Raw genomic sequence first — 22,905 nt, 5'->3', positions numbered from 1 at the left:
GAATAAGTATACAAAAAGATAAAGAAGTTATTTTCTGTATATAATAAAGAAATAATTAGTGAAATATCAAAATGTTTGATATGATTAGATTGCTAAAACAGCGTAAGGGAAGGGTTTTATTGAATAATACAATTGATGTTTTAAAAGAAAAAGTCATTTTAGTTGGTTGTCAGCTTCAAACAATGCTGGATGATCATTTTCAATATTCCATGGAAGAACTAGCTTCATTAACAAAGACCGCAAATGGTGAAGTGTTAATTAATATCATACAAAAACGTGACAGACCACACCCAGCTACATACATAGGAAAAGGAAAAGTTGAAGAATTAGAAAATCTAGTTGATGAGCTTGAGCCAGATATAGTTATCTTTAATGATGAGTTGTCACCGAGCCAACTAAGAAATTTATCATCTAATTTAGATGTGAGAATCATTGACCGTACACAACTTATCTTAGATATTTTTGCACAGCGAGCTAAATCTAAGGAAGGTAAGTTACAGGTTGAATTAGCGCAACTTCAATACTTGTTACCAAGACTTGCTGGACAGGGGATTGCACTCTCACGTCAAGGTGCGGGAATTGGGACGAGGGGACCTGGTGAGACACAACTTGAAACAGATCGTCGACATATACGTAATCGAATCCATGAAATCAAACAACAGCTTGCAACAGTTGTTAGTCACCGAAATAGATATAGAGAACGACGAAAAAAAAATCAAGCTTTTCAAATTGCTCTTGTAGGCTATACAAATGCGGGAAAATCCACAATATTTAATCGTTTGACAACAGCAGGAAGCTTTGAAGAGGATTTATTATTTGCAACACTTGATCCAATGACTCGCAAGGTGGTATTACCATCTAATTATCAAGCTCTTATTACAGATACAGTTGGGTTTATTCAAGATCTGCCAACAACGCTAGTAGCTGCCTTTCGTTCTACATTAGAAGAAGTGAAGGAAGCAAATTTGATTTTACATGTTGTGGATAGCTCAAATGAGGATTATGCAAACCATGAACAAACCGTTTATAAACTTCTTGAGCAGTTAGACGTAACAGATATCCCAATTCTAACTGTTTACAATAAAAAGGATCAAGCACCAAGCTCATTTGTACCATCACCGAATGAAGAGTATATCCAAATTACCGCATTTTCAAAAGAGGATTTGGTTACCCTGATGGATCAAGTAGAGAGTTTTGCAAAGGATGTAATGAATCAATATAGTGTGAAAATACCTGCAAACGAAGGAAGGTTACTATCTCAATTAAAAACAGAATCATTGATTAAAAAGTTAATTTTTAATGAACAGGATGAACTGTATGAAATTGAAGGATTCGTACTCCCAACTCATTCAATAAATGGACAGCTAGAGAAGTATAATGGAGAGGGTAAGAATAATGTTTAATTATTTAAAACATGGTGCAGAACTTGCACCAATGGTAGCTAAGGTAGAAGAAAAGATAAAGGAAGTTCATGAGTCGATTGAGAGACAAAGTGAAGCAAACCAATTTCGTGTCCTTCAAAGTTTTCAAAAGCACCGTGTTAGTGATTCTCATTTCATTCCGACTACAGGTTATGGTTATGATGACATAGGTAGAGACACATTGGAAGAAATATATGCAGATGTATTCGGTGGAGAAGCAGGTTTGGTAAGACCACAAATCATATCTGGTACTCATGCGATCTCAATAGCATTATTTGGTGTGTTAAGACCAGGGGATGAACTTGTATATATTACTGGTAAACCCTATGATACGCTTGAAGAAATTGTAGGGATTAGAGGAAGTGGAGTAGGCTCATTAAAGGAGTTTCAGATTGGATATAAAACCGTTGATCTCCGCGAAAATGGGGAAATTGATTTCGATGCTGTTAAGAATGCGATTACGTACAAGACAAAAATGATCGGTATTCAACGCTCAAAAGGCTATGCAACACGTCCTTCATTTACACTTGCTGAAATAGAAGAAATGATATCTTTTGTAAAATCTTTGAAAGAAGATGTTGTCATTTTTGTCGATAATTGCTATGGTGAGTTTGTAGAAGAACTTGAACCATGCCACGTAGGTGCAGATTTAATGGCGGGATCATTAATAAAAAATCCAGGTGGAGGAATCGCAAAAACAGGTGGATATATTGTAGGTAAAAAATCACTTGTGGAAGCATGCTCTTATCGGATGACATCACCTGGCATTGGTGCAGAAGCAGGTGCTTCCCTTTACAGCTTACAAGAAATGTATCAAGGATTCTTTTTAGCACCACATGTTGTAGGACAAGCTCTTAAAGGTGCTGTTTTCACATCTTCCTTCTTAGAAGAACTTGGGTTGCAGACGAATCCATCCTGGAATAGTACGAGAACAGATCTAATTCAATCTGTTCAATTCAATGATGCTAAGCTAATGGTTGCTTTTTGCCAGGCAATTCAATATGCTTCACCAATTAATTCACATGTGACACCATATCCGAACTATATGCCTGGTTACGAGGATGATGTAATCATGGCTGCGGGAACATTCATCCAAGGTGCTAGTATTGAACTATCTGCAGACGGACCAATAAGAGCTCCGTTTGTTGCATATGTTCAAGGAGGACTCACATATTCCCATGTAAAAATAGCGATTTGTTCAGCTATCGATTCTTTACTAGATCAAGAGCTGCTCACGATAAATAGTTAACTAGTAATTTATATTTGAAAATGATGTTATAATTTCTCACATATTATTGACACATAATATAACATGAATTATAATAAAAATAGTTAAACAAAAGGAGCGAATAACATGAGTGATAATATTCGACGCTCAATGCCCCTATTTCCGATTGGAATTGTTATGCAGTTAACAGATCTTTCTGCAAGACAAATCCGATATTATGAAGAGAATGAATTGATTTTTCCCGCTAGAACCGAGAGCAATCGAAGACTTTTCTCTTTTAATGATGTTGATAAGTTATTGGAGATTCGTAACTTAATTGAGCAAGGTGTAAATTTAGCAGGAATTAAACAAATTTTCTCCAGAAATGATAGCGCGCATAAAGAAGCTCAACTGGAACAACCTAAAACTGTTGAGAAGCCAGACATAAGTGATGCGGAATTGCGCAAGCTACTGAAATCCGAACTAATGCAAGCGGGTCGCTTTAATCGACCAACATTAAGACATGGCGACATGTCAAGGTTTTTTCATTAATTATGAGTAATTCCAATTAATTATAAAAATTCTTTGCCTGTAGAGAGGAGATTTTCAATGTCTAAATATTCAAGAGAAGATATTGTAAGTTTAGTAAAAGAAAATAATGTAAAATACATCCGTTTACAATTTACGGATATTCTTGGAACGATAAAAAACGTTGAAATCCCAGTTAGTCAGCTTGACAAAGCATTAGACAACAAAATGATGTTTGATGGATCTTCAATTGAAGGTTTTGTACGTATTGAAGAATCTGATATGTATTTATATCCAGATCTAGATACTTTCGTTATCTTCCCTTGGACTGCTGAAAAAGGCCAAGTTGCTCGTTTTATTTGCGACATTTACAATCCAGATGGAACCCCATTCGCTGGTGACCCACGTAACAATTTACGTCGTCTATTAGCTGAAATGGAAGAGCTTGGATTCACAGACTTCAATCTAGGACCTGAGCCAGAATTCTTCTTATTCAAACTAGATGAAAAAGGTGAACCAACTCTAGAATTAAATGACAATGGTGGTTATTTCGATTTAGCACCAACTGACTTAGGTGAAAACTGCCGTCGTGACATTGTTCTAGAACTAGAAGAAATGGGCTTTGAAATTGAAGCTTCTCATCATGAGGTTGCACCTGGACAGCATGAAATTGATTTTAAATATGCTGGAGCAATCAAAGCATGTGATGATATTCAAACATTTAAATTAGTTGTTAAAACAATTGCTCGTAAACATGGACTACACGCTACATTTATGCCAAAACCATTATTCGGTGTAAACGGATCTGGTATGCACATGAACTTATCATTATTCCGCAATGGTGAAAATGCATTCTTAGATACTAGCGCTGACCTACAATTAAGTGATACAGCTAGACAATTTATTGCAGGTATTATTAAACACGCATCAGCGTTTACTGCAGTAACAAATCCAACTGTAAACTCATACAAACGCCTAGTACCAGGTTATGAAGCACCATGTTATGTTGCTTGGTCTGCACAAAACAGAAGTCCATTAATTCGTATTCCAGCATCCCGTGGATTAAGCACACGTGTAGAAGTACGTAGTGTTGACCCTGCTGCAAACCCATACTTGGCAATGAGTGTTCTTTTAGCTGCTGGACTTGACGGTATTAAAAATAGTCTTGAAGCACCAAAACCAATTGATCGTAACATTTATGTTATGTCTAAAGAAGAGCGTATTGAAAATGGGATCGTTGATTTACCAGCAACTCTTGCTCAAGCATTAGATTTACTAAAAGCTGACAGCACAATGAAACACGCGTTAGGCGAGCACTTATTTGAGCATTTCATCGAAGCTAAAGAAATTGAGTGGGATATGTTCCGTACACAAGTACACCCATGGGAAAGAGAACAATACATGTCAATGTATTAATAATAAGACCCCTTAACACAATTTGTGCTAAGGGGTTTTTGATTAAACTTCAGGTCAAATAAATACTTGTTTTTAGTAGTTTATTAAATGAATAACTTGCAGATAAAAACGATGTAATTATCTTAGAGTATATGAAAAAAGCTTGCCGATTGGCAAGCTTTTAATGGATCGTCCGATAAACCCCAATTACTTTTCCTAAAATACTAACATTGCGTAAAATAATAGGCTCCATAGTAGAGTTTTCTGGCTGTAAGCGAATATAATCCTTTTCTTTAAAGAATCGTTTACAGGTTGCTTCATCTTCTTCAGTCATTGCCACAACAATATCACCATTATTAGCAGTCTGCTGCTGTCTTACAATGACCATGTCTCCATCTAGGATACCAGCTTCTATCATACTTTCCCCCATTATTTCTAGCATAAAAACATGTTCCTCGTCATTTACATACCGATCAGGGAGTGGGAAATATTCTTCAACATTCTCAATTGCTGTAATCGGTAAACCCGCCGTTACCTTACCAATCACCGGCACGTTTACAACTTTACTTCTTGGAATATGAAGTGTTTCTTCCTCTTCCAAGATTTCTATTGCTCTTGGTTTAGTTGGATCACGACGAATCAATCCTTTTGATTCTAATCTAGCTAAGTGACCATGAACAGTAGAGCTGGATGCAAGGCCAACTGCTTCGCCTATTTCTCTTACAGACGGCGGATAGCCTTTCTTTTGTACTTCATCTTTTATAAAACTTAATATATCTTGTTGTCTTTTTGATAGTTTCGTCATCCTTTGTGACACCTCGGATTCCTGTAATATATGTTTATTATAGCATCATTTACCTATTAATACAAACATAAGTTCGAGGAAACAGTTGACTAGAATATTTGTTCGTATTATACTGAAAATATAAATACGAACAAATATTCTTATGAGGTGGTAAAATTGAAAAAAGAAACAATATTTTATATTCTATCTTTCTTTGCTGTGGTATTAGCTGTTACAGGGGCTATTTCATATACTGGTACAAATGAAAATTTAGAAAAATTTCATCAAGTAGAAATTGAAGAAGGGGATAGCTTATGGAGTATTGCTGAACAATTCCATGAAAATGCTAACATAACAAAGCAAGATTTTGTAATATGGGTGCAAGATAAAAATAAAATGAATTCAAGTGTAGTTAAACCAGGTGATTTAGTTTTTGTACCAGTAGAGAAAGAACAAATATACCAATTTGAACAGATTGCTAGTGAATAGAAAGTATATCTAGTTACTGGATTTTTCTTATACATAGAAATGATACAATTTTATTAGCTAGGGTGATCCGAAATGAAGGCCATCATTTATTGTAGAGTTAGTACAAATAAAGAGACTCAAGATACCTCAATTGAGAGGCAAAAAGAGGAATTAGTAAAGCTTGCTGAAATACATAACATAGATGTAGTAAAGATAATTGAAGAACGGCATAGCGGATATGACATCGATCGAGATGGAATAATAGAGGCACTTGCTCTTATAAAAGATAAACAAGCGGGCTTGCTTCTTGTACAGGATGATACCCGCTTAGGACGCGGACATGCTAAAATTGCTATTTTACATGAAATAAGAAAATTAAATGCAAAGGTATTTACTCTTAATGAACAAGGGGAGCCGGAATTATCTGAAAGTGATATCATGGTATTAAATATACTTGCAGCGGTTGAAGAATTTCAACGAAAACTCGTAAATTATAAGATTAAAAGAGGAATGAATCGAGCAATCGCAAAAGGATATAGACCACAAGATAATTTATCTAATTTAGATAAGGGTGGAGGTCGTGAAAAAATTGATGTACCAATTGAGGAAATAATTAAATTACGTAGTAAGAAACTCACTTTTCATGAGATTGCTGCTACACTAAGAGGTGTAGGCTATGATGTTAGTAAAGCTACTGTTCATAGAAGATATAAAGAATATATTGATAGTGAAACGATCGATCATAACTAGCAAATAGTAATTAATTATATGATTTTTCTGCTTTAGGTTGCATAGGAGTTGTCAATTCTGTCTTCTTTTAGTAATATGACATGTAAGTTAATCACGATTTTACATTGTTAATGTAAAACCACTAGTTGATTTGGATTGTAAAATTAACATTGGACTATTTGTGGATGATTTACCTAGGAAGATCGAGTTGGTTGACTAATATACATGAAAGCCCAAAGGAGAATGAAATAATATGTTACCTAAAGATAAAATTGATCGAATAAATGCATTATCAAAAAAATCAAAATCAGAAGGCTTATCAGCAAAAGAACAAGAAGAACAGCAATCTCTACGTCAACAATATTTACAAGCTTTTCGCTCGTCAATGAAAAATACTTTAAAAGGTGTAACAGTTGTTGATCCAAATGGAAATGATGTAACACCACAAAAATTAAAAGATGAGAAGAAGTTTAATCTTCATTAGAAGAATAGATCTTAATGATTTATTCTTTTTTTATTTAAAATATTTCACATTTTTTTCTTTTCAATATAAATAAAAAAATGTTAAGCTCTTCGACAAAAATAGTGGCTTCTTTCTCCGTCTTAAGACAATTCTTGCTTTGATGATCTTTTATAATAATAGAAATAGATGATAGAGGAGGAGTGAAATGGTGAGACACTATTATATTTATTTAATAGAAGAAGAATTTGCTAGTCACTACTTTGGTCGGGAGTCAAAAATTTATCACCTGTTTCAGGATTTTCACTGGACAACAGTTCGCTCAAATCATGTAGCTACACTTGAAAGACAAATTAATTATATTACTAAGCCCATTCCTTCATTATTTATACATCAACTACTTGGTACTCACTTAGCAAATCGTCCTGATTATCAAAATATTCACCATATACATAAGATCGAACTTAAGGCTAATCGAGGGAATGCTACATTAATCGTAAAAGACCGTCATTTAGAGCTTTCCTCTGATGGAAGCTATGAGGCAGAAACGATTTTCTTTGAAGTTCTAAGGAAATTTGATCCTTGTTTTTTAGCGATGGATTTACAAGGTGAAAGATATGGTTGGTTAAATCCGATAAAAGAAAGAAATTTTGGTTAAAAGTGAAGAAATTATAGTACAAATGTTGTATAATATCGTAGGGTTTAGTACACTGTAAGATAGACAACACGAAGGAGGAAAAATAATGGAATTATGGGTTGTTATTCTAGTAGGCATTCTAGCACTACTTGCTGGAGTTGCACTAGGATTTTTCATTGCGCGTAAATACATGATGACTTACCTAAAGAAAAATCCACCAATCAATGAACAAATGTTAAAAATGATGATGATGCAAATGGGTATGAAACCTTCCCAAAAGAAAATCAATCAAATGTTGAAAGCGATGAATGGCCAAATGAAATAAAATCCCGATATTCGGGCTTTTATTTTATATTATGCTGACATTTTTATATAAATGTTTTGATAGATAAACTTTTAGTCGATAAAAATCGGTAATCATTCATTCAAAAACAATAGCACGCGAAAAAGCGTGCTTTTTATTTGGATTTGATTTAGTTGTTATTGTTGATTAATTGCTTTTTGGATATAAAATACGAGTAGCGGACCTCAGGAATAATAGACACGATTTTTTTGTGTAAGGTCATCTTTAATATACTGATTTAATAAAATATCTAACTCTTGGCTATATTGTATTGATATTGTTGAATTTATCCCGTTTTTTAGGACAATGTCAATAAGCTCGGCTCGTTTCTTTTCAATTAGTTTAAGCATTTCATGTTTAGACACGAGAACTTGTCCTTTCTAATCATGTTTTTTTATTATTTAAGAATTATACTCTTTTTTTGAATGGTTTCAGGTGGAGATGCAAAAAACTACATTGAATTTATTATAAGGGTATAATTGGAGAACGAAAAGAAGAAATTGTAAATTGTTATTGAATTGACATAAAAATGTCACGATCCTACCTATAAAGAAAGGTTAAATTTGCTAGAATAGAGAAGACATTCTCGTGTAGGAGGAGAGTAAAATGGCAGATATAAACATTTTTTTAGCATTCGGAGCAGGATTTTTATCATTTATTTCTCCTTGCTGTTTACCACTTTATCCAGCGTTTTTATCTTATATAACAGGCGTTTCTGTTGGGGAGCTAAAAACGGAAAATGCATTATTACAAAAGAGAAGTTTAGTACATACGATATTCTTTTTAATCGGTTTTTCTTCTATTTTTATAGCCTTAGGGTTTGGTACATCTTTAGTAGGAGAGATCTTTCATAATTATCAAGATCTAATTCGTCAAATAGGTGCCATATTAATAATCATATTTGGGTTAGTTATTGTTGGTGTTTTTACTCCTGAATTTCTAATGAAAGAGCGAAGGTTTGCATTTAAAAATCGTCCTGCAGGGTACTTAGGCTCATCCCTAATCGGAATGGCTTTTGCAGCAGGCTGGACTCCATGTACAGGGCCTATTCTATCTGCAGTTATTTGGTTAGCTGCAACAAATCCTAGCTCGGCAATGATCTATATGATAGCCTATATAGGAGGGTTTGCGGTACCGTTCTTAGTTTTATCATTCTTCATCGGAAAGCTTGGATGGGTTAAAAAGTATAATTTGAAAATAATGAAAATAGGTGGTTATTTGATGATAGTAATGGGTATATTACTATTCTTTGATCTAATGACATCGATTATCATTTTATTAACTCAATTATTTGGAGGCTTTACAGGATTTTAGTCCTTGGTAATTTGTTGAAAAAGCATTTTTTTGAGTCGAATTTACTATATCATTTTAAATTTTTTGATATAATGAGTGTATGAATGATGTTGCTTTAAAAGAAAACAAATTTCAAAAGAGGTTAGCAAAATGTCAAATTGCAATCGCCTTCACCACTATCGAAGCTCCAATATTAACAGGCTTTCTTTATCATTTTTTGGGAGGAACTAGGCATGGCTAGAATTTTAATTGTTGATGATGCCAAGTTTATGAGAATGACGTTATCAAATATATTAATAAAAGCGAATCATGAGGTTGTCGGAGAAGCTGAAAATGGGGTAGAAGCTATTGAACTTTTTGTAAAAGAAAAGCCAGATTTAGTTACTTTGGATATTACGATGCCAGAAAAGAATGGAATTGAAGCACTTAAAGAGATCAAACAAGATTATCCTCAAGCTAAGATTATTATGTGTTCAGCTATGGGTCAACAAAAAATGGTTGTAGAAGCTATAGAAGCAGGAGCAAAAGATTTTATTGTTAAGCCCTTTGATGAAAATCGCGTTATAGAAGCGGTTAACCGTGTACTAGGTTAAATAGACGTGAAACCATTTATGATTCTTCTTAAATGGTTTTTTGTATTATTAAGGTATTAAAACTCCAAAATTTTCGCCTTTAGGCTTGGTGTTCAGCAATTAAGGTGGAAACACTTTATTTTAGTATTTAAATAAGTAATTTAAACAGGATCATTAAAATGAAAGTTTATGTAGGTAAATATGGTAAATTCGTTTATACTAAGACTATTAGCCGTCTAGTAAAGGATTGATTTATTTGGTCACAATTATTTCATCATTTTTTGCAATTTGTATGGCTCTGTTTGTTTTATTCATTCGAATAAAATCAGCTAAAAAGCCTGCAACTGCAAAAAAAATTATTTTGCCACCGATATTTATGAGTACAGGTGCTTTGATGTTTATTCATCCAATGTTCCGCGTAACAGCCGCTGAGTTTTTTGAGGCTTTACTTGTTGGTATGATCTTTTCGATTCTTTTAATTAAAACATCGAATTTTGAAATTAGAGAGGATAACATTTATCTTAAACGATCAAAAGCTTTTGCTTTTATTTTGATTGGGTTGTTACTCATTCGTATAATCATGAAATCATATTTAAGTAATACAATTGATGTTGGAGAATTAAGTGGCATGTTTTGGATTCTTGCATTCGGGATGATTGTTCCTTGGAGAATCGCGATGTTCTTTTCTTTTAGAAGGGTGAAAAATCAGCTAGATTCTTCCTCTAATATACCAACAATTTAAATAAGACACCTGTAATTATCATTAAATGCACTTGTGCTTTATTCATGAATACTCAGATATGGTAGTGTATATTAAAATCTTTTAAATAAAAAACCGAAACGATTTTCGTTTCGGTTTTTTAAAAAAGTGCTTTATAAGCTGAAAAATCAATTTGTTTTTCATTCAACCTTTTTATCAAAAATTTATGATCGCGTTTTGGGGTAGCCAAAATATAACCGCGAATGACCAAATCTAATGTTATGCTTTGAGCATTTTCCTTTAAAGCAAGTTGACCGATCTTACCAGCAATTTTTGCTCGTGCTACATCACGAAAAAGCTCTGGGACAGGTTCAACAAGATCTTCTAATAGATCCTTTTCATTTTGTTCCCACAGGTGTTTCGTTTTCTCAAGATAATAATCCTGCCAGTCTAAATCTGATTTCCCATCTTCTTTTGGCATTCTTTGAAGAAATTTTCGAAACATGAAAAATCCACCTATAGCAAACATTGAGATAAGAAAAACAACCCAAAATAAGATAAACCACAAAAACCAACCTTCTAACATTTTGTTCACCTCTTGCAAAATACAAACTTTCCCATATTAACAGGCAGTTAGATCCCGTTCTAAGTGAAAATGAGTAGAAGTAGGTGCTAAACTGCCTGTATTGTACGATAAATCATTTCATATTACTATTATACACATGCAATGTAGTGTGTAAAACTATTCTTGGTGTCCAAACGCATGGTGTTCTTTTGCTAAGAGGAGCAAAGCTTTTTTGACTGCTTCGACTTTTTTACGATCAAAAGCCGAACTCATTAAATCATTTAACTCAGCTTGAACATGAAACATTGAATGTTTATAGTGTATATCAACTCGAATTGTCCCAACATCTGTTGGTAGATAAACAAATTCATATGTACGTACCATCGTAGCTCCTCCTAGATATAACAATAATGGTATTAAATAAACTTTTTTGCATTTAAACGATTACACGCCCAATTAAAGTGTTATGTATGTAATTTCATTTACGAATGGGCAGTTCCAATTAACCATTTTGCAAAAAAAAGGATATCCTATATAAATAATAGCAGATTAAGCATAGATTATCACTCATTTATCGTATAAAAAAAGTGCCTGATTAAAAAATCAGACACTAGTCCCTTCCGATCCGTACATGGTTAAGTGTCCCGCAACAAGCGAATGTTTCGGAAGGGACATTATTAATTTATACAATATCACGCTTTTTTATGCGCGTAAAGTACCAAATAATAGAAAAATTTCACTTGGGTTTTATAATGATCATAAAGCCCATCCACTTTCTTATATCGATCCATGTAATAACCTCTATCTAAAAAGAGGAGCTGATTTAATTCATTTGGAAACTTTGTCTTTAATAAAATTCATCTTGAAATAGATAAACAATTTTATCATCGGTAAGGTAAAACCTACATTAAATATATAAAGGGATTTTTTCTTCTACATAGAATGATCTAGTAAATATATTTCTATTAAGAAATTAAGGTGAGGTGTTACGATGATCGTTTATGAGGACAAAACTTCATTTGTCATGACTGAACAACATGAGCATGCATTATTATCAGAGGGTTTTGCACAACACTGGAAACAGGAACATTTTCTTGGGATTGATAAAAGAGATTCGGTTTTATATGCAATAGCTCAGCATGATCGTGCATGGATTGATGTTGATGAGTCACCTTTATGGAACGATGAAGCGCAAGTACCTTTTACCTTTGTCGATTTTCCGATCTCCTTAAAGCTGCATTTTTATAAAAAAGGAATCGATGAGATTGAAGAGAAAAATCTATACGCAGCTTTACTTTGTAGTATTCACTATACTCAATTTTTTAAAGAATTAACAAACGATAAAAGAATTATCTTATTTGTAAATAAGGAGATTTCAAGACAAAAGCGCCTTTTAAATAAGTTAAACCTCTATGAAACTGATAAAAATCTAGTTTTTCACTATAACTTGCTAAAATTTTGTGACAATATCTCACTTTTTGTATGTATGCAGGAAGCTGGTGCAATGGGTGATAAAGTGCATAATTGGTTTGAAAATGGTCTTACTCAACCATTTTCGTTCTTTAAAGAATTTGCTTTTCATGCTGTGTGGAAGAGCCAAAAGGAAATAATGGTAAATCCGTTTCCTTTTACTGAAGAGTTTAAGCTTTCTATTCCTTTAAGACACGTTCCTAAAGATCTTGTTAAACAGCAGGGGATTCTAAAAGCATTTCACGATGCACCAATCCAAAATAGAACTGTTAAAATTATATCAAAATAAGCTTCGAAATTGATTGATAAAACGTTTTCAATTAAAATGATGAGAATTTAGGATTTATTTGGTATGATTACTATGAAACTACTTTAAATGAGGAAGGAAGTACATAAATGAACAATTCGATCGCTGTACAATTATACACATTACATGCAGAATGTGAAAAAGATTTTTATGGAACATTAGAAAGAGTAGCTGGATTAGGTTTTAATGGTGTTGAATTAGCAGGGTATTGGGGAAAAGAAGCGGAAGATTTGAAGGCAACTCTTGATCGACTAGGCCTTAAAGCAGTTAGCAGCCACGTTCCACTAGAAAGAATGGAAGAAAACTTAGAAGCTGAACTAGAATATTTAAAAGCAATCAACTGCAATAATATCGTTTGTCCATATTTAGTAGAAGATAGACGTGGAGATTATTCACAATTAGCTAAAAGCTTAAACGAGATTGGAAAAAGAAGTCAGCAGGAAGGGATTTCATTAAGTTATCATAATCATGATTTTGAACTTGAAAAAGGTGATAGTGTTTCGCATCTTGAACAACTTTTTGCTGATACAAATTCAGAGTATGTTAAAGCTGAATTGGATGTATACTGGTTAACTCTTGCTGGTGAAGATCCATTAGAATGGATGGAAAAATACACTGGGCGTATGCCACTAATTCATTTGAAAGATATGACAACAGATAGCGATAGAACCTTTGCTGAATTAGGTACTGGTGGAGTAGATATCGAGGGTGTTCTTAAAAAGAGTAAGGAAACACAAATCCAATGGTATGTTGTCGAACAAGATAAATGTAATCGTTCTCCTTTTGAAAGTATTGAAATAAGTATCAACTATTTAAAAACTACATTATCTAAAATCGGATAAAAATAAGAAGAATAACAAGGGACTGTCCCCTCGAAAAATACCAATACATGTAGCAATTAATTAAGTCAAGGCTATATATTCGGTAAGGGGTCAGACCCTTTTTTATCGTTTACGAAATAATAAAATTCTTTAACTGTGGATAAGGGTACGACATCCAGCTCCAGCGTCTAGCTAATTTAGAATAGAAGGCAAAGAACGCCTTCTATTCTAAATCAGCTTATTTGCCTGAGGCTGACCAAGACGCTTGCGCTTTTGTTCTATGGTTATAGATCCAATTTTATTTCCTGTCTGTTATGTATTTTACGGTAAGCAGTTGGTGTTACCTTCTTTTGTTCCCTAAATACACGAGAAAAGGTTTGAAAGGATCGATATCCGACTTCCAAAGCAATTTCTGTGACAGGAATTGTCGTGGATGTTAATAGACTACAAGCATGTCGAATTCGTACTTCATGTATGAAATGAACGAAATTAAGTCCAACATGTTCTTTAAATAATTCACTTAAGTACGGGATACTGACATGAAATTGTTTTGCTATATTCGATAGAGTTATATCCTCATCATAATGAAGATGGATGTACTGAATAATGTCCCATATGATGCCTTTTTTTGTTGCTCGTTTTTTGATAAAAGCAGACGAGTGATTTACCTGACGATTTCGTTCAAATAAAACTAATACCTCAGCCATTTTTGCTTTTAAAACAACTTCTTTATATGATTTATTACTCCTGTATTCGTCAAGCATTTCATATAAATGCTGTTTCATTTTAAAAAAATGCTCCTCATTTAGTTTTAAATATGGTTCAAGTTCCAATTCCCCAGAATCAGTTAATAAACTATGAAGACCAAGATCGTGGATGAGACCAAGATCAAAAATACAGTTAACTAATAATAAGGGTGTTTCTTTTTCAGCCACAATCTCATGTATTTGATAGGGGAGGATGAATGTAAACGTTCCAGGTTCCATTTTATGTTTCCTTCCATTGATAATTTCAAATCCGTTTCCTCCAATAACCAACGAAAATTCAAGGTAATCGTGGCGATGAGAAGGGAAAGTGGACTCGATTTCGTTAATGGAAAGATGAAACGGGAATGTTGTATCCATATTAGGATATGAAGATAGATACATAGGGAATATTGTCAATGCTTCCTTGTCCTCCTTAACAGAAAAAATGAGATAAATAGATGAAAAATTGATCAGCTTTTTTCCTCTATTTATCTTATCATAAATGTAAGCGTTATAATAAGCTCTTTACTTAAAAGGGGTTTAATGGGTTTGCAATTGGCGTTTAGTTGCAAAAAAGATGGATATATATAAATCGATCACTATTATAAGCATGGAAAGCAAAAATACATTTAAATATAACAAGGAGGAATACAAATGGAAACGAGTAAAATAAGATTAGGGATGATAGGTGCAGGAGCAATTGGGAGTGTTCACTTAAATACTTTTGGAAAACTAACGGATGAGGTCATCATTCAAGGCATTACTGATGTTTATTTACCACTAGCAGAAAAGCGCGCCGAGGAATATGGAATAAACACAGTGTTCAATAGCGCAGAAGAATTAATCCATGATCCACAAATAGATGCAGTCATTATTGGTGTACCAAACAAGTGGCATGCCCCATTAGCTATTCAAGCGTTAAAGTCAGGGAAGCATGTACTTGTTGAAAAGCCAATGGGAATTAATAGTGAAGCTGCTAAGGAAATCGTAAGAGCACAACGAGAATTTGGAAAAGTTGTCATGGTAGGTCATCAAATGAGATGGCAGTGGCAATTTCAACAAATAAAAGAACAAGTTGAAAAGGGATCACTAGGTAAAATTTATAATGCCAAGACTGGTTGGTTCCGTAGAAAAGGAATTCCTGGATGGGGTAGCTGGTTTACACAGAAGTCTGAAGCTGGTGGCGGGCCATTGATTGATATCGGGGTTCATATGCTAGATATAGCTCTTTATTTAATGGGAAATCCGAAGCCAGTATCCGTTTATGGTTCAACATATGCTGAATTCGGTCCAAAGAAAAAAGGAATTGGTTCTTGGGGAACGCCATATTGGAACGGCCAATATGATGTCGAGGACTTGGCAACTGCATTGATTAAAATGGAGGATGGTTCTACATTATCACTAGAAGTTAGCTGGGCCGTTCATATGGATACAAGTAATGAACCTTTTATTCACTTGATGGGCTCAGAGGGTGGTGCATCACTAAGTGGTAATCATGCAAAAATCTTAACAGAACAATTTGACCGTGCTATTGATATTGATCTTACACCACCTGTAAGTGAACAAGATGATCGTGTCCAATTAAGTAGACATTTTATTGAATGTATTCGTGAAGGAAAACAACCAATCACATCTGCAATGTCAGGATTAACTAATAACCTTATCCTGGACGCCATCTATGAATCTTCGATAACTGGTCGTGAAGTTGTGTTAGATTGGAATATTTAATTTTTCGTTGCGGTTATCCAAAATAGGATACCTTTTCTTCTTAATTTGGAAGACCGATTTTGATTAAAGGTTATTTACTAACGAAAGGGTGTATTGGAAGATGTTAAGAGGTATAACAAAAGCGGGGTTAGGGCAAATAAAAGATGATAAACGGTTTATTGAATTAGCAGCTGAATTTGGTTTTCAATCTGTTGATCTTGATGCGAAAAGTTTCATCGATGAATATGGTTTGGCTGGAGCGAAGGATATCTTACAAGAAAATGGGATTGAAATAGGTGCAATTGGTCTTCCAGTTGAATGGCGTCAAACAACTGATATCTTTTCTGAAGGATTAGGAGATTTAGTGGCTACTGCAAAAGCAGCTGCTGAACTAGGATGTAAACGCTGCTGTACGTATATTTTGCCTTCAACTGACCTTAAAGCCGCAAGACTGATGAGTCTTGCAGTAAAACGATTAAGAATTTGCTCTGATGTTTTAAGTGCGTATGGGATAAGATTGGGTTTAGAGTATGTCGGACCACATCATTTAAGAAAAACCTGGAAAAATCCATTTATTTGGTCACAAGATGAGACTTTAGAGTTAATAGATGCAATTGGGTTATCTAATGTTGGCCTCTTGCTTGATTCATATCATTGGTACACGACAGGATTAACAAGTAAGGATCTTGTAAAATTAAAAGAAAATCAAATTGTCCATGTACATATTAACGATGCTTACAATCTGCCTACTGAGAAACTAAAAGATAATGATCGCTTATATACAGGGGAAGGAGTTATTGATTTATCCTTATTTCTGCAAAGCATTAAACAAACTGGTTACTCCGGGCCAGTTGCTCAAGAAGTCCTTACACCGAGTATGCCAACACAGCCAGTTGAAGAGCTTTTTAGAAGGTCAAAGTTAGGTTTTGATAAGGTATTTAGTCAAATCTAATAAAAATATCGCAGTGCAGGAAAAGTCCCACTGCGATATTTTCAATATTTGCATCTTCTCGAGTAACTACTCCAAGAGCTAAACTACTTGATGCTAAACCTAATACAGCCATGTTTCTTGGTTTTGAAGGTATTTTTATACAATTTCTATATTTTAAGTCTTTTTATGAGCAGTCTCTATGAAATGGTTCTATTTACGGTTTTATGAGAGGCGTGGTCAAAAATGACGACGCCTATTCGAAATGATCTTTTCTTTGAAAAATACAAATTAATTACTAATGAGTTATTTTTAAAGTTTGCCCTACATAGATGGTGTCAGTTGTTAAATTATTTGTTTCTTTTATCAGCGTAACAGTTGTGTTAAATCGATTAGCAATAACTGATAATGAATCACCAGAGACTACTGTATAGGTTGTTATCTCTGGATCCTTTGGTGGAGTCACATTCTCTGTAGAGATAGTGGTAGTGCTTATATTTAAAACCTGCCCTACATAAATAGAATCCGATATTAAGTTGTTTTGTTCTTTAATTGACGTAACAGTAGTGTTATAACGCTTAGCAATAACCGATAGTGAATCACCAGAAACAACGGTATAAGACATAGTTGAGGTCTCTGGTTCAGTTACTGTTATATTATTTTCATCAGAAGGTATTTTTAAAGTTTGTCCTATCAGTACTGTATCTGTATTTAAATTGTTTATGTTTCTAAGGATAGTTACTGTCGTATTATTTTTGTTCGCAATTGACCATAAACTATCACCTGAAACTACAGTGTAAAGTTTGTAGTCTTTTCCTTCGTCTTTATCAACATTTTTAAATTCAGGAGAGGTGACAGGCACAATAGTAGGTAGTGAGGTTGTGTAACTATTCCATACCTCGGGATTTTCTTGTCCTATACTCCAGTTACCAACTCCACGTAGGTTATACTGATTTACTAATGAAAGTTTATGTCGAATAGATTCTTCGTTTTCATACCAAATTGTATACGTACCAGGAGAAAGTGAGCTACCACTCACAAATGTAATAGGGTCACCTTCGTTAATAGTAATCGTTGCTTTTGGCGTTTTACTTATTTCATCAAACGTTACCGATCCATTATATTTTTGGATCATTTCCTCAACCTTAGAATTCGAAATGCCAAATCCTCCGTATGAAACTCCTTCAATCCAATAACGTCCAAAATGTGCAACACCAACGACAATCTTATCACTTGCCACACCATGATCAAGTGCATATTGAATAGATTTTTCTACCCATGAGTAACTAGCTACAGAACCTGCCTCCCCGCCAGTATAGCTTTCGTCGTAACTCATAATCATTAAATAGTCAGCATATTTGGCTAATTCCGTATAATCATAGGAACCATGCCAGCCCGAGGACCATCCATTAGGATTCGCAGCAACAGCAACAGATACTTCTTTAGAAACTGGAATTTTTTCCCTTAACAACCGAACAAATTCTGTATAATTTTCACGATCTATCTCTGTTACATTCTCAATGTCGACATTTACACCATCTAAATTGTAGTGCTCAATCGCATCAGCAATTTGCTGTGCAGCTTGCTCTTTATTTTCTAGCATTGCACGACCAATATTACGATCCCAATGGTTACTTAAAAATGGAACAACTCGTTTACCTTGCTGGTGCATCATAGTAATAAAATGAGGGTCTACTTGATAGGTGAGCTTTAATGATCCATCTGAATTTATATCAAAGTAACTTGGAGACACGATATTTACTGAATTTGCTGTTTGATTTATCATGTTAATGTATTCATTTGTATTTCCAAAATACATATATCCAAGGTTAATCACTTCACTTGCTGAAATAGGCAAGCGTAATTGTTGATTAGTTTGAATCGCTTCGCTTGTTAATTGGTTAAGAGACATTAAGGCCTCAACAGTTGTGTTATAACGTTTAGCAATCGAAACTAACGAATCGCCAGCTGCAACCTTATAAGTGTAAAGGCCTACAGATGTTATTTCACTCGTGTTTCCAGCTAAATCTGTTTGAGAGACTGAAGCAGTTATCTCACCAAATGTGTTCAGCACATCTAGATCTAGGTGCATAAATGTTGAATAATAACCCTTAGAATCAGCAGAGGATGACTTTGTTAATAGCTCATTCCCATTAGCATCAAAAATGGTAATTTCAATTGTCGCATTTGGCTCAGCTAACCCAATCATTGTATAAATAGATTGAAGGTTTTCATATTTGAAACCATTTTTTGAAATAATTGGATTTTCTACTGTCGTATCCTTTTCAAGCGATGTGGCTTGAACAATACCTGTGTTTCCAGCAAGATCTATTTGAGTGATTTCAAAAGAGATTGGACCATCTTTTAAACTTGATAAATCGAGTTGTGTGTTAAAACTACCATTAATCACTTTCGTTGATTTTGTTATCGCCTTCGTTCCATCTGTTACAACCATTTTGATTAGTGAACCTTCTTCAACACTAGAGCCAGTTATGTCATATTGCTTCATATTTTGTGAATTCACAAAGGGTGGAACTGTTAAAATCGCTTTAGTAGGTGCAGTTGTATCCTTCTTAATGGTGATGGGCTCTGGAGTTCCGCTATTTCCAGCTGCATCCCTTGTCAAAAATGAAACAGTGATATTTCCATCCATTAATGTACTAACATCAAATGGTATTTCAAAAGAACCATCTTGGTTAGTTGTCAAAGACTTTATTACATTTGTTTTCTCATCTGAAAGAGTAATTTCAAGCGTAATGTTTGGTTCTGCCGAGCCAGCAACTTTATAGGAGTTAGCATTACCACTAAAAATAGTATTAAGTTGATCAACCTCTAGATTTGTTGGAGCGGTTGTATCCTTTATTAATGTTTTTGAGATGGAAGGACTAATGTTCCCTGCAAAATCATTTTGCGTAATTTTGAATGTTACATCTCCATCATTAAAAGTGGTGAGGTCAATTGGAATTCTGTAGCTACCAGTCTCATCAGCAGTTCCGCTTACTTGAATCGACTGCCCATCGTTATTAGAGATGATTACATTTATTTGGGCATTTCCTTCAGCAGATCCCGTAAGGAGGTAAGAGCTTTGATTTTCACTATTAATAAAAAAATTATTATTAAATATAGGGACTAAGGGAATATCAGTATCTTTTAACAGCTTATTAACTAGGGTATCACTATGATTACCAGACAAATCTATTCCTTGGGCAGTTATTGTTAGTTGACCGTCACTAAGAGAACGTAAATCAACATTTGCTTGAAATTCACCATTGTCATTAGCTGTTACACTAGTATTAATTTTAGAATTATTTTCATCTGTTACAGTAATTTTGACTGTAGCGTCACGCTCAGCAACACCAAAAATTGTGTATTCGTGTGCATTTACATTTGTAACGTGTTTTTTATTATCGATCATAGGTTCAGATGCAAATGTATCCTTAGCAATTATTCCTGTATTTTTCTCGCTTTTGTTACCAAAGCGGTCGATAGCGGTAGCAGTAATCGTAATTTTCCCATCATTAAGTGAAGTTAAATCCAAATTTGCTTTATAGTCACCTTCTTTAGTGCTTGTCACACTAGCTTCAACCTCAGAAACTCCATCTGTAGCTTTTATCATAACGGAAGCGTTTTCTTCACTTTTTCCTCTAATTGCAACTGTCCCAACAGAATCTCTATTTATCGAAGGAGGCAGTTCCATTGTTGGTTGATTAATAGAAGAATCCTTTATTACAGTGATTTTCGATGCTTGACTTTCATTTTCCAAAGAATCTTTTGCATTGGCTGTAATGAAGATTTCACCATCATTTAAACGAGTTAAATCAACAATGGCTCGGAATTCTCCGCGTTCATTTGTTACGCTTTGAGTAGTAATCTCTAAATTTTCTCCATCTGATATGACGATTGTTACGATAGAGCCTGGATCTGCTGTACCTATAATAGGGTAAGTACCAGATGATGACTTATTAATCGTTGTACTCGAGATGGTAGGGGCTGTTGAAACAGTATCTTTTTTAACAATTAACTTTGATCCTGAACTTTGATTTCCTGCAGCATCTGTTGCCGAAGCTGTAATGGTAATATTTCCATCCTGTAACATCGATACATCAACAACCTGTTGGAATTTCCCGTTAGCATCAGCTTTTACCTCGAAGTTATTTGGTTCATTCTTTCCGTCTGAAATGGAAACTTTTACATTTGCATTAGTTTCTGTTGCTCCTGATATATTCAACCGTGCATGGTTTGAACTAGTAATCTGATTGGCTGTAGTTAAAACAGGAATAGAAGGAGCCAAATTATCTGCAGGTTTCACAGGAACTGTCTGAGCTGTAGGTATTTTGAGTGTTTGACCAATAAAGATAATGTCTGTTGTTAGACTATTGGTTGACTTAATAGCGTCTACGGTTGTGTTTAAACGTTTTGCGATAACAGATAAAGAATCCCCTGCGATAACGGTATAAGTTGTTGTTATTTCTTTAATTGGTTCTGTTGGGGTCTCGTTTTCTACAGCTGTTTTTGGAATGGTTAACATTTGTCCGACATAAATAACGGTTGTTGTTAAGTTGTTTTGAGACTGAATTGCAGCGACAGTCGTAGAAAACTTTTTCGCTATTAATGATAATGAATCCCCTGAAACAACCGTATATGTAGTTAGAGCATCTGTTTTTGGTGTCTCAGGAGTTAGTTCTATTTCTGGATATTTAACTGTTGGTGGTGCTTCTTCTGTTGTATCAGGCTGTTGATTTTGCGGAACTTTTAATATTTGGCCAACATATATAATATCAGTCGTTAAAAGGTTTAAAGTCCGAATGGTATCGACTGTTGTACTGTATTTTTTTGCAATTAATGACAATGAATCACCAGAAACAACTGTGTACGTCCCATTATTATCTTCAACTGTTGGATGGTCAACAGGTGTTTCTTCAATAGGATTAGTGGCTGTAGGTATTTTTAGCTTTTGACCAATATTAATTGTATTACTTGTAAGTTGATTAAATGTTCCTATTGCCGCAGTTGACGTATTAAAACGTTTAGCGATAACAGAAAGGCTATCACCTGAAACAACAGTATAAGTGAAGAAAGGTAGATTTAACTTTTGTCCAATAAAAATAGAGTCTGATGCTAAATGATTTAACGATTTAATAGAGGCCGTTGACACATTAAATCGTTTTGCTATAAGAGATAAGCTATCACCGGATTGTACGGTGTACACATCAAATTGATTTCCTTGTGTAAGCTGGGTGGAACTATTTGCTTCTGCACCTGCACTTTTTGCTGATCCTGTTAGATATAAAGTTGTAATGATTAAAGATCCAGCCATTACCTTCGCAGCTTTAATAGGAACATGCGGAAATCTCTCTTTGATTAGAGATCGAATATACTTATTGAGATCATCTTTCTTTAGTCGAGTTTCTCCTAATTCTGTTGAAAATTCAGTCAACAGAGGATCAAGATAAATGATAAGTGTGTAATAATTATTTAAATCACGTTTTAATTCATACCTACTAATGTCCATTCATAACACCTCTACATATTAACTATTCTTTGTAGTGTCTCTATATGTAGAATTCTTCATGCATTAAGGCTTAAAGAAAATGAGATGGATGATAGAGATTGTGGAGAGAAGTCAAACTGTTACATTTAAGAGTTGGCGATAAAGACAAGCAAAGTTGACAGTGACGGTTAATTTACTTTTATATGAAAACGAAAGAGATTTTTGGGTTAAAAACTAGTAATCTACCTTTTACATTAAATAAAGTTGGTGGTATTCTTTAATAAAGTACAATAAATTGGAAATGTTTTAGACTTGATGAGAAAGTTTAGAGTT

At 34.3% G+C, this 22,905-nt stretch carries 22 protein-coding genes; 16 read left to right on the top strand and 6 right to left on the bottom strand.

Features of this window, described 5'->3' with window-relative positions; all coding sequences use genetic code 11:
• Nucleotides 1-182 precede the first annotated feature (182 nt).
• From hflX to glnA, 4 genes are all read left to right on the top strand, one after another.
• Nucleotides 183-1,403, top strand: a complete 1,221-nt coding sequence (hflX, locus tag WCV66_RS19245; protein WP_413789681.1) for a GTPase HflX — start codon at nucleotides 183-185, stop codon at nucleotides 1,401-1,403.
• Complete coding sequence (locus WCV66_RS19240) at nucleotides 1,396-2,670, top strand: methionine gamma-lyase family protein (protein WP_338786558.1); 1,275 nt, start codon at nucleotides 1,396-1,398, stop codon at nucleotides 2,668-2,670. Before hflX ends, WCV66_RS19240 begins: the two co-directional genes overlap by 8 nt.
• 105 nt (nucleotides 2,671-2,775) lie before the next feature.
• Entirely contained in the window at nucleotides 2,776-3,180 is a 405-nt protein-coding gene (locus WCV66_RS19235; RefSeq protein ID WP_207974968.1) for a MerR family transcriptional regulator, read from the top strand.
• Nucleotides 3,181-3,237: 57 nt separating this feature from the next.
• Nucleotides 3,238-4,572, top strand: coding sequence for a type I glutamate--ammonia ligase (glnA, locus tag WCV66_RS19230; RefSeq protein WP_066337508.1), 1,335 nt, complete (start codon nucleotides 3,238-3,240; stop codon nucleotides 4,570-4,572).
• A 160-nt stretch (nucleotides 4,573-4,732) separates the two neighbouring features.
• Here glnA and lexA read toward each other — a convergent pair whose 3' ends face one another.
• Nucleotides 4,733-5,356: a transcriptional repressor LexA gene (gene lexA, locus WCV66_RS19225; RefSeq protein WP_066337505.1), complete on the bottom strand. Its 624-nt coding sequence runs from the start codon at nucleotides 5,354-5,356 to the stop codon at nucleotides 4,733-4,735.
• Between the two features lie 156 nt (nucleotides 5,357-5,512).
• Here lexA and WCV66_RS19220 point away from each other — a divergent pair, with 156 nt between their 5' ends.
• From WCV66_RS19220 to WCV66_RS19200, 5 genes are all read left to right on the top strand, one after another.
• Nucleotides 5,513-5,824, top strand: a complete 312-nt coding sequence (locus tag WCV66_RS19220; protein ID WP_066337500.1) for a LysM peptidoglycan-binding domain-containing protein — start codon at nucleotides 5,513-5,515, stop codon at nucleotides 5,822-5,824.
• A gap of 72 nt (nucleotides 5,825-5,896) precedes the next feature.
• On the top strand, nucleotides 5,897-6,553 hold the full coding sequence (locus WCV66_RS19215; protein WP_338786557.1) for a recombinase family protein: 657 nt from the start codon (nucleotides 5,897-5,899) through the stop codon (nucleotides 6,551-6,553).
• A 232-nt stretch (nucleotides 6,554-6,785) separates the two neighbouring features.
• Entirely contained in the window at nucleotides 6,786-7,016 is a 231-nt protein-coding gene (locus WCV66_RS19210; protein WP_338786556.1) for a DUF896 domain-containing protein, read from the top strand.
• Between the two features lie 184 nt (nucleotides 7,017-7,200).
• Complete coding sequence (sirA, locus tag WCV66_RS19205; RefSeq protein WP_066337493.1) at nucleotides 7,201-7,650, top strand: sporulation inhibitor of replication protein SirA; 450 nt, start codon at nucleotides 7,201-7,203, stop codon at nucleotides 7,648-7,650.
• Between the two features lie 85 nt (nucleotides 7,651-7,735).
• On the top strand, nucleotides 7,736-7,954 hold the full coding sequence (locus tag WCV66_RS19200; protein WP_066337492.1) for a YneF family protein: 219 nt from the start codon (nucleotides 7,736-7,738) through the stop codon (nucleotides 7,952-7,954).
• A gap of 203 nt (nucleotides 7,955-8,157) precedes the next feature.
• Here the strand turns inward: WCV66_RS19200 and WCV66_RS19195 are convergent, their stop codons facing one another.
• Entirely contained in the window at nucleotides 8,158-8,337 is a 180-nt protein-coding gene (locus WCV66_RS19195) for an aspartyl-phosphate phosphatase Spo0E family protein (protein WP_338786555.1), read from the bottom strand.
• A 241-nt stretch (nucleotides 8,338-8,578) separates the two neighbouring features.
• On the opposite strand from WCV66_RS19195, the gene WCV66_RS19190 reads away from it, so the two are divergent.
• From WCV66_RS19190 to WCV66_RS19180, 3 genes are all read left to right on the top strand, one after another.
• Entirely contained in the window at nucleotides 8,579-9,286 is a 708-nt protein-coding gene (locus tag WCV66_RS19190) for a cytochrome c biogenesis protein CcdA (RefSeq protein WP_338786554.1), read from the top strand.
• A 212-nt stretch (nucleotides 9,287-9,498) separates the two neighbouring features.
• Nucleotides 9,499-9,858 (top strand): response regulator, encoded by a 360-nt coding sequence (locus WCV66_RS19185; RefSeq protein WP_066337485.1) that lies wholly within the window; start codon nucleotides 9,499-9,501, stop codon nucleotides 9,856-9,858.
• A 271-nt stretch (nucleotides 9,859-10,129) separates the two neighbouring features.
• Nucleotides 10,130-10,579 (top strand): CcdC family protein, encoded by a 450-nt coding sequence (locus WCV66_RS19180; protein ID WP_413789680.1) that lies wholly within the window; start codon nucleotides 10,130-10,132, stop codon nucleotides 10,577-10,579.
• A gap of 118 nt (nucleotides 10,580-10,697) precedes the next feature.
• Here WCV66_RS19180 and WCV66_RS19175 read toward each other — a convergent pair whose 3' ends face one another.
• Nucleotides 10,698-11,123, bottom strand: coding sequence for a DUF2621 domain-containing protein (locus WCV66_RS19175; protein WP_066337477.1), 426 nt, complete (start codon nucleotides 11,121-11,123; stop codon nucleotides 10,698-10,700).
• Nucleotides 11,124-11,279: 156 nt separating this feature from the next.
• Nucleotides 11,280-11,486 carry a hypothetical protein gene (locus WCV66_RS19170; RefSeq protein WP_066337474.1) on the bottom strand — a complete coding sequence of 69 codons (207 nt, stop codon included), beginning with the start codon at nucleotides 11,484-11,486 and terminating at the stop codon, nucleotides 11,280-11,282.
• A 607-nt stretch (nucleotides 11,487-12,093) separates the two neighbouring features.
• Between WCV66_RS19170 and WCV66_RS19165 the strand changes: the two genes are divergently transcribed.
• Both WCV66_RS19165 and WCV66_RS19160 read left to right on the top strand, forming a co-directional pair.
• Complete coding sequence (locus tag WCV66_RS19165; RefSeq protein WP_338786553.1) at nucleotides 12,094-12,861, top strand: DUF3891 family protein; 768 nt, start codon at nucleotides 12,094-12,096, stop codon at nucleotides 12,859-12,861.
• Nucleotides 12,862-12,968: 107 nt separating this feature from the next.
• Entirely contained in the window at nucleotides 12,969-13,721 is a 753-nt protein-coding gene (locus WCV66_RS19160) for a sugar phosphate isomerase/epimerase (RefSeq protein WP_338786551.1), read from the top strand.
• 263 nt (nucleotides 13,722-13,984) lie between these two features.
• Here WCV66_RS19160 and WCV66_RS19155 read toward each other — a convergent pair whose 3' ends face one another.
• A complete protein-coding gene (locus WCV66_RS19155) occupies nucleotides 13,985-14,863 on the bottom strand; it encodes an AraC family transcriptional regulator (protein ID WP_338786550.1) in 879 nt (292 codons plus the stop codon).
• Between the two features lie 237 nt (nucleotides 14,864-15,100).
• Between WCV66_RS19155 and WCV66_RS19150 the strand changes: the two genes are divergently transcribed.
• Nucleotides 15,101-16,174, top strand: coding sequence for a Gfo/Idh/MocA family oxidoreductase (locus WCV66_RS19150; RefSeq protein ID WP_338786549.1), 1,074 nt, complete (start codon nucleotides 15,101-15,103; stop codon nucleotides 16,172-16,174).
• Nucleotides 16,175-16,274: 100 nt separating this feature from the next.
• Nucleotides 16,275-17,105 (top strand): sugar phosphate isomerase/epimerase family protein, encoded by an 831-nt coding sequence (locus tag WCV66_RS19145; protein WP_066337462.1) that lies wholly within the window; start codon nucleotides 16,275-16,277, stop codon nucleotides 17,103-17,105.
• Nucleotides 17,106-17,379: 274 nt separating this feature from the next.
• On the opposite strand, the gene WCV66_RS19140 is transcribed toward WCV66_RS19145, so the two are convergent.
• Nucleotides 17,380-22,593, bottom strand: a complete 5,214-nt coding sequence (locus WCV66_RS19140) for a LysM peptidoglycan-binding domain-containing protein (protein WP_338786548.1) — start codon at nucleotides 22,591-22,593, stop codon at nucleotides 17,380-17,382.
• Between the last annotated feature and the right edge of the window lie 312 nt (nucleotides 22,594-22,905).

The sequence above is a fragment of the Metabacillus rhizosphaerae genome (assembly GCF_037201795.1).
Classification (GTDB): Bacteria; Bacillota; Bacilli; order Bacillales; family Bacillaceae; genus Metabacillus; species Metabacillus rhizosphaerae.
This window is presented reverse-complemented; position numbering and strand designations above follow the sequence as displayed.

What these genes read in the sequence shown, in the direction of transcription:
- WCV66_RS19170 (WP_066337474.1), bottom strand. Translation starts at nt 11,486, where the DNA reads ATGGTACGTACATATGAATTTGTTTATCTACCAACAGATGTTGGGACA.
- WCV66_RS19165 (WP_338786553.1), top strand. Translation starts at nt 12,094, where the DNA reads ATGATCGTTTATGAGGACAAAACTTCATTTGTCATGACTGAACAACAT.
- WCV66_RS19200 (WP_066337492.1), top strand. Translation starts at nt 7,736, where the DNA reads ATGGAATTATGGGTTGTTATTCTAGTAGGCATTCTAGCACTACTTGCT.
- glnA (WP_066337508.1), top strand. Translation starts at nt 3,238, where the DNA reads ATGTCTAAATATTCAAGAGAAGATATTGTAAGTTTAGTAAAAGAAAAT.
- WCV66_RS19175 (WP_066337477.1), bottom strand. Translation starts at nt 11,123, where the DNA reads ATGTTAGAAGGTTGGTTTTTGTGGTTTATCTTATTTTGGGTTGTTTTT.
- WCV66_RS19190 (WP_338786554.1), top strand. Translation starts at nt 8,579, where the DNA reads ATGGCAGATATAAACATTTTTTTAGCATTCGGAGCAGGATTTTTATCA.
- WCV66_RS19145 (WP_066337462.1), top strand. Translation starts at nt 16,275, where the DNA reads ATGTTAAGAGGTATAACAAAAGCGGGGTTAGGGCAAATAAAAGATGAT.
- WCV66_RS19140 (WP_338786548.1), bottom strand. Translation starts at nt 22,593, where the DNA reads ATGGACATTAGTAGGTATGAATTAAAACGTGATTTAAATAATTATTAC.
- hflX (WP_413789681.1), top strand. Translation starts at nt 183, where the DNA reads ATGCTGGATGATCATTTTCAATATTCCATGGAAGAACTAGCTTCATTA.
- sirA (WP_066337493.1), top strand. Translation starts at nt 7,201, where the DNA reads ATGGTGAGACACTATTATATTTATTTAATAGAAGAAGAATTTGCTAGT.
- WCV66_RS19235 (WP_207974968.1), top strand. Translation starts at nt 2,776, where the DNA reads ATGAGTGATAATATTCGACGCTCAATGCCCCTATTTCCGATTGGAATT.
- WCV66_RS19180 (WP_413789680.1), top strand. Translation starts at nt 10,130, where the DNA reads ATGGCTCTGTTTGTTTTATTCATTCGAATAAAATCAGCTAAAAAGCCT.
- WCV66_RS19210 (WP_338786556.1), top strand. Translation starts at nt 6,786, where the DNA reads ATGTTACCTAAAGATAAAATTGATCGAATAAATGCATTATCAAAAAAA.
- WCV66_RS19240 (WP_338786558.1), top strand. Translation starts at nt 1,396, where the DNA reads ATGTTTAATTATTTAAAACATGGTGCAGAACTTGCACCAATGGTAGCT.
- WCV66_RS19185 (WP_066337485.1), top strand. Translation starts at nt 9,499, where the DNA reads ATGGCTAGAATTTTAATTGTTGATGATGCCAAGTTTATGAGAATGACG.
- lexA (WP_066337505.1), bottom strand. Translation starts at nt 5,356, where the DNA reads ATGACGAAACTATCAAAAAGACAACAAGATATATTAAGTTTTATAAAA.
- WCV66_RS19215 (WP_338786557.1), top strand. Translation starts at nt 5,897, where the DNA reads ATGAAGGCCATCATTTATTGTAGAGTTAGTACAAATAAAGAGACTCAA.
- WCV66_RS19160 (WP_338786551.1), top strand. Translation starts at nt 12,969, where the DNA reads ATGAACAATTCGATCGCTGTACAATTATACACATTACATGCAGAATGT.
- WCV66_RS19150 (WP_338786549.1), top strand. Translation starts at nt 15,101, where the DNA reads ATGGAAACGAGTAAAATAAGATTAGGGATGATAGGTGCAGGAGCAATT.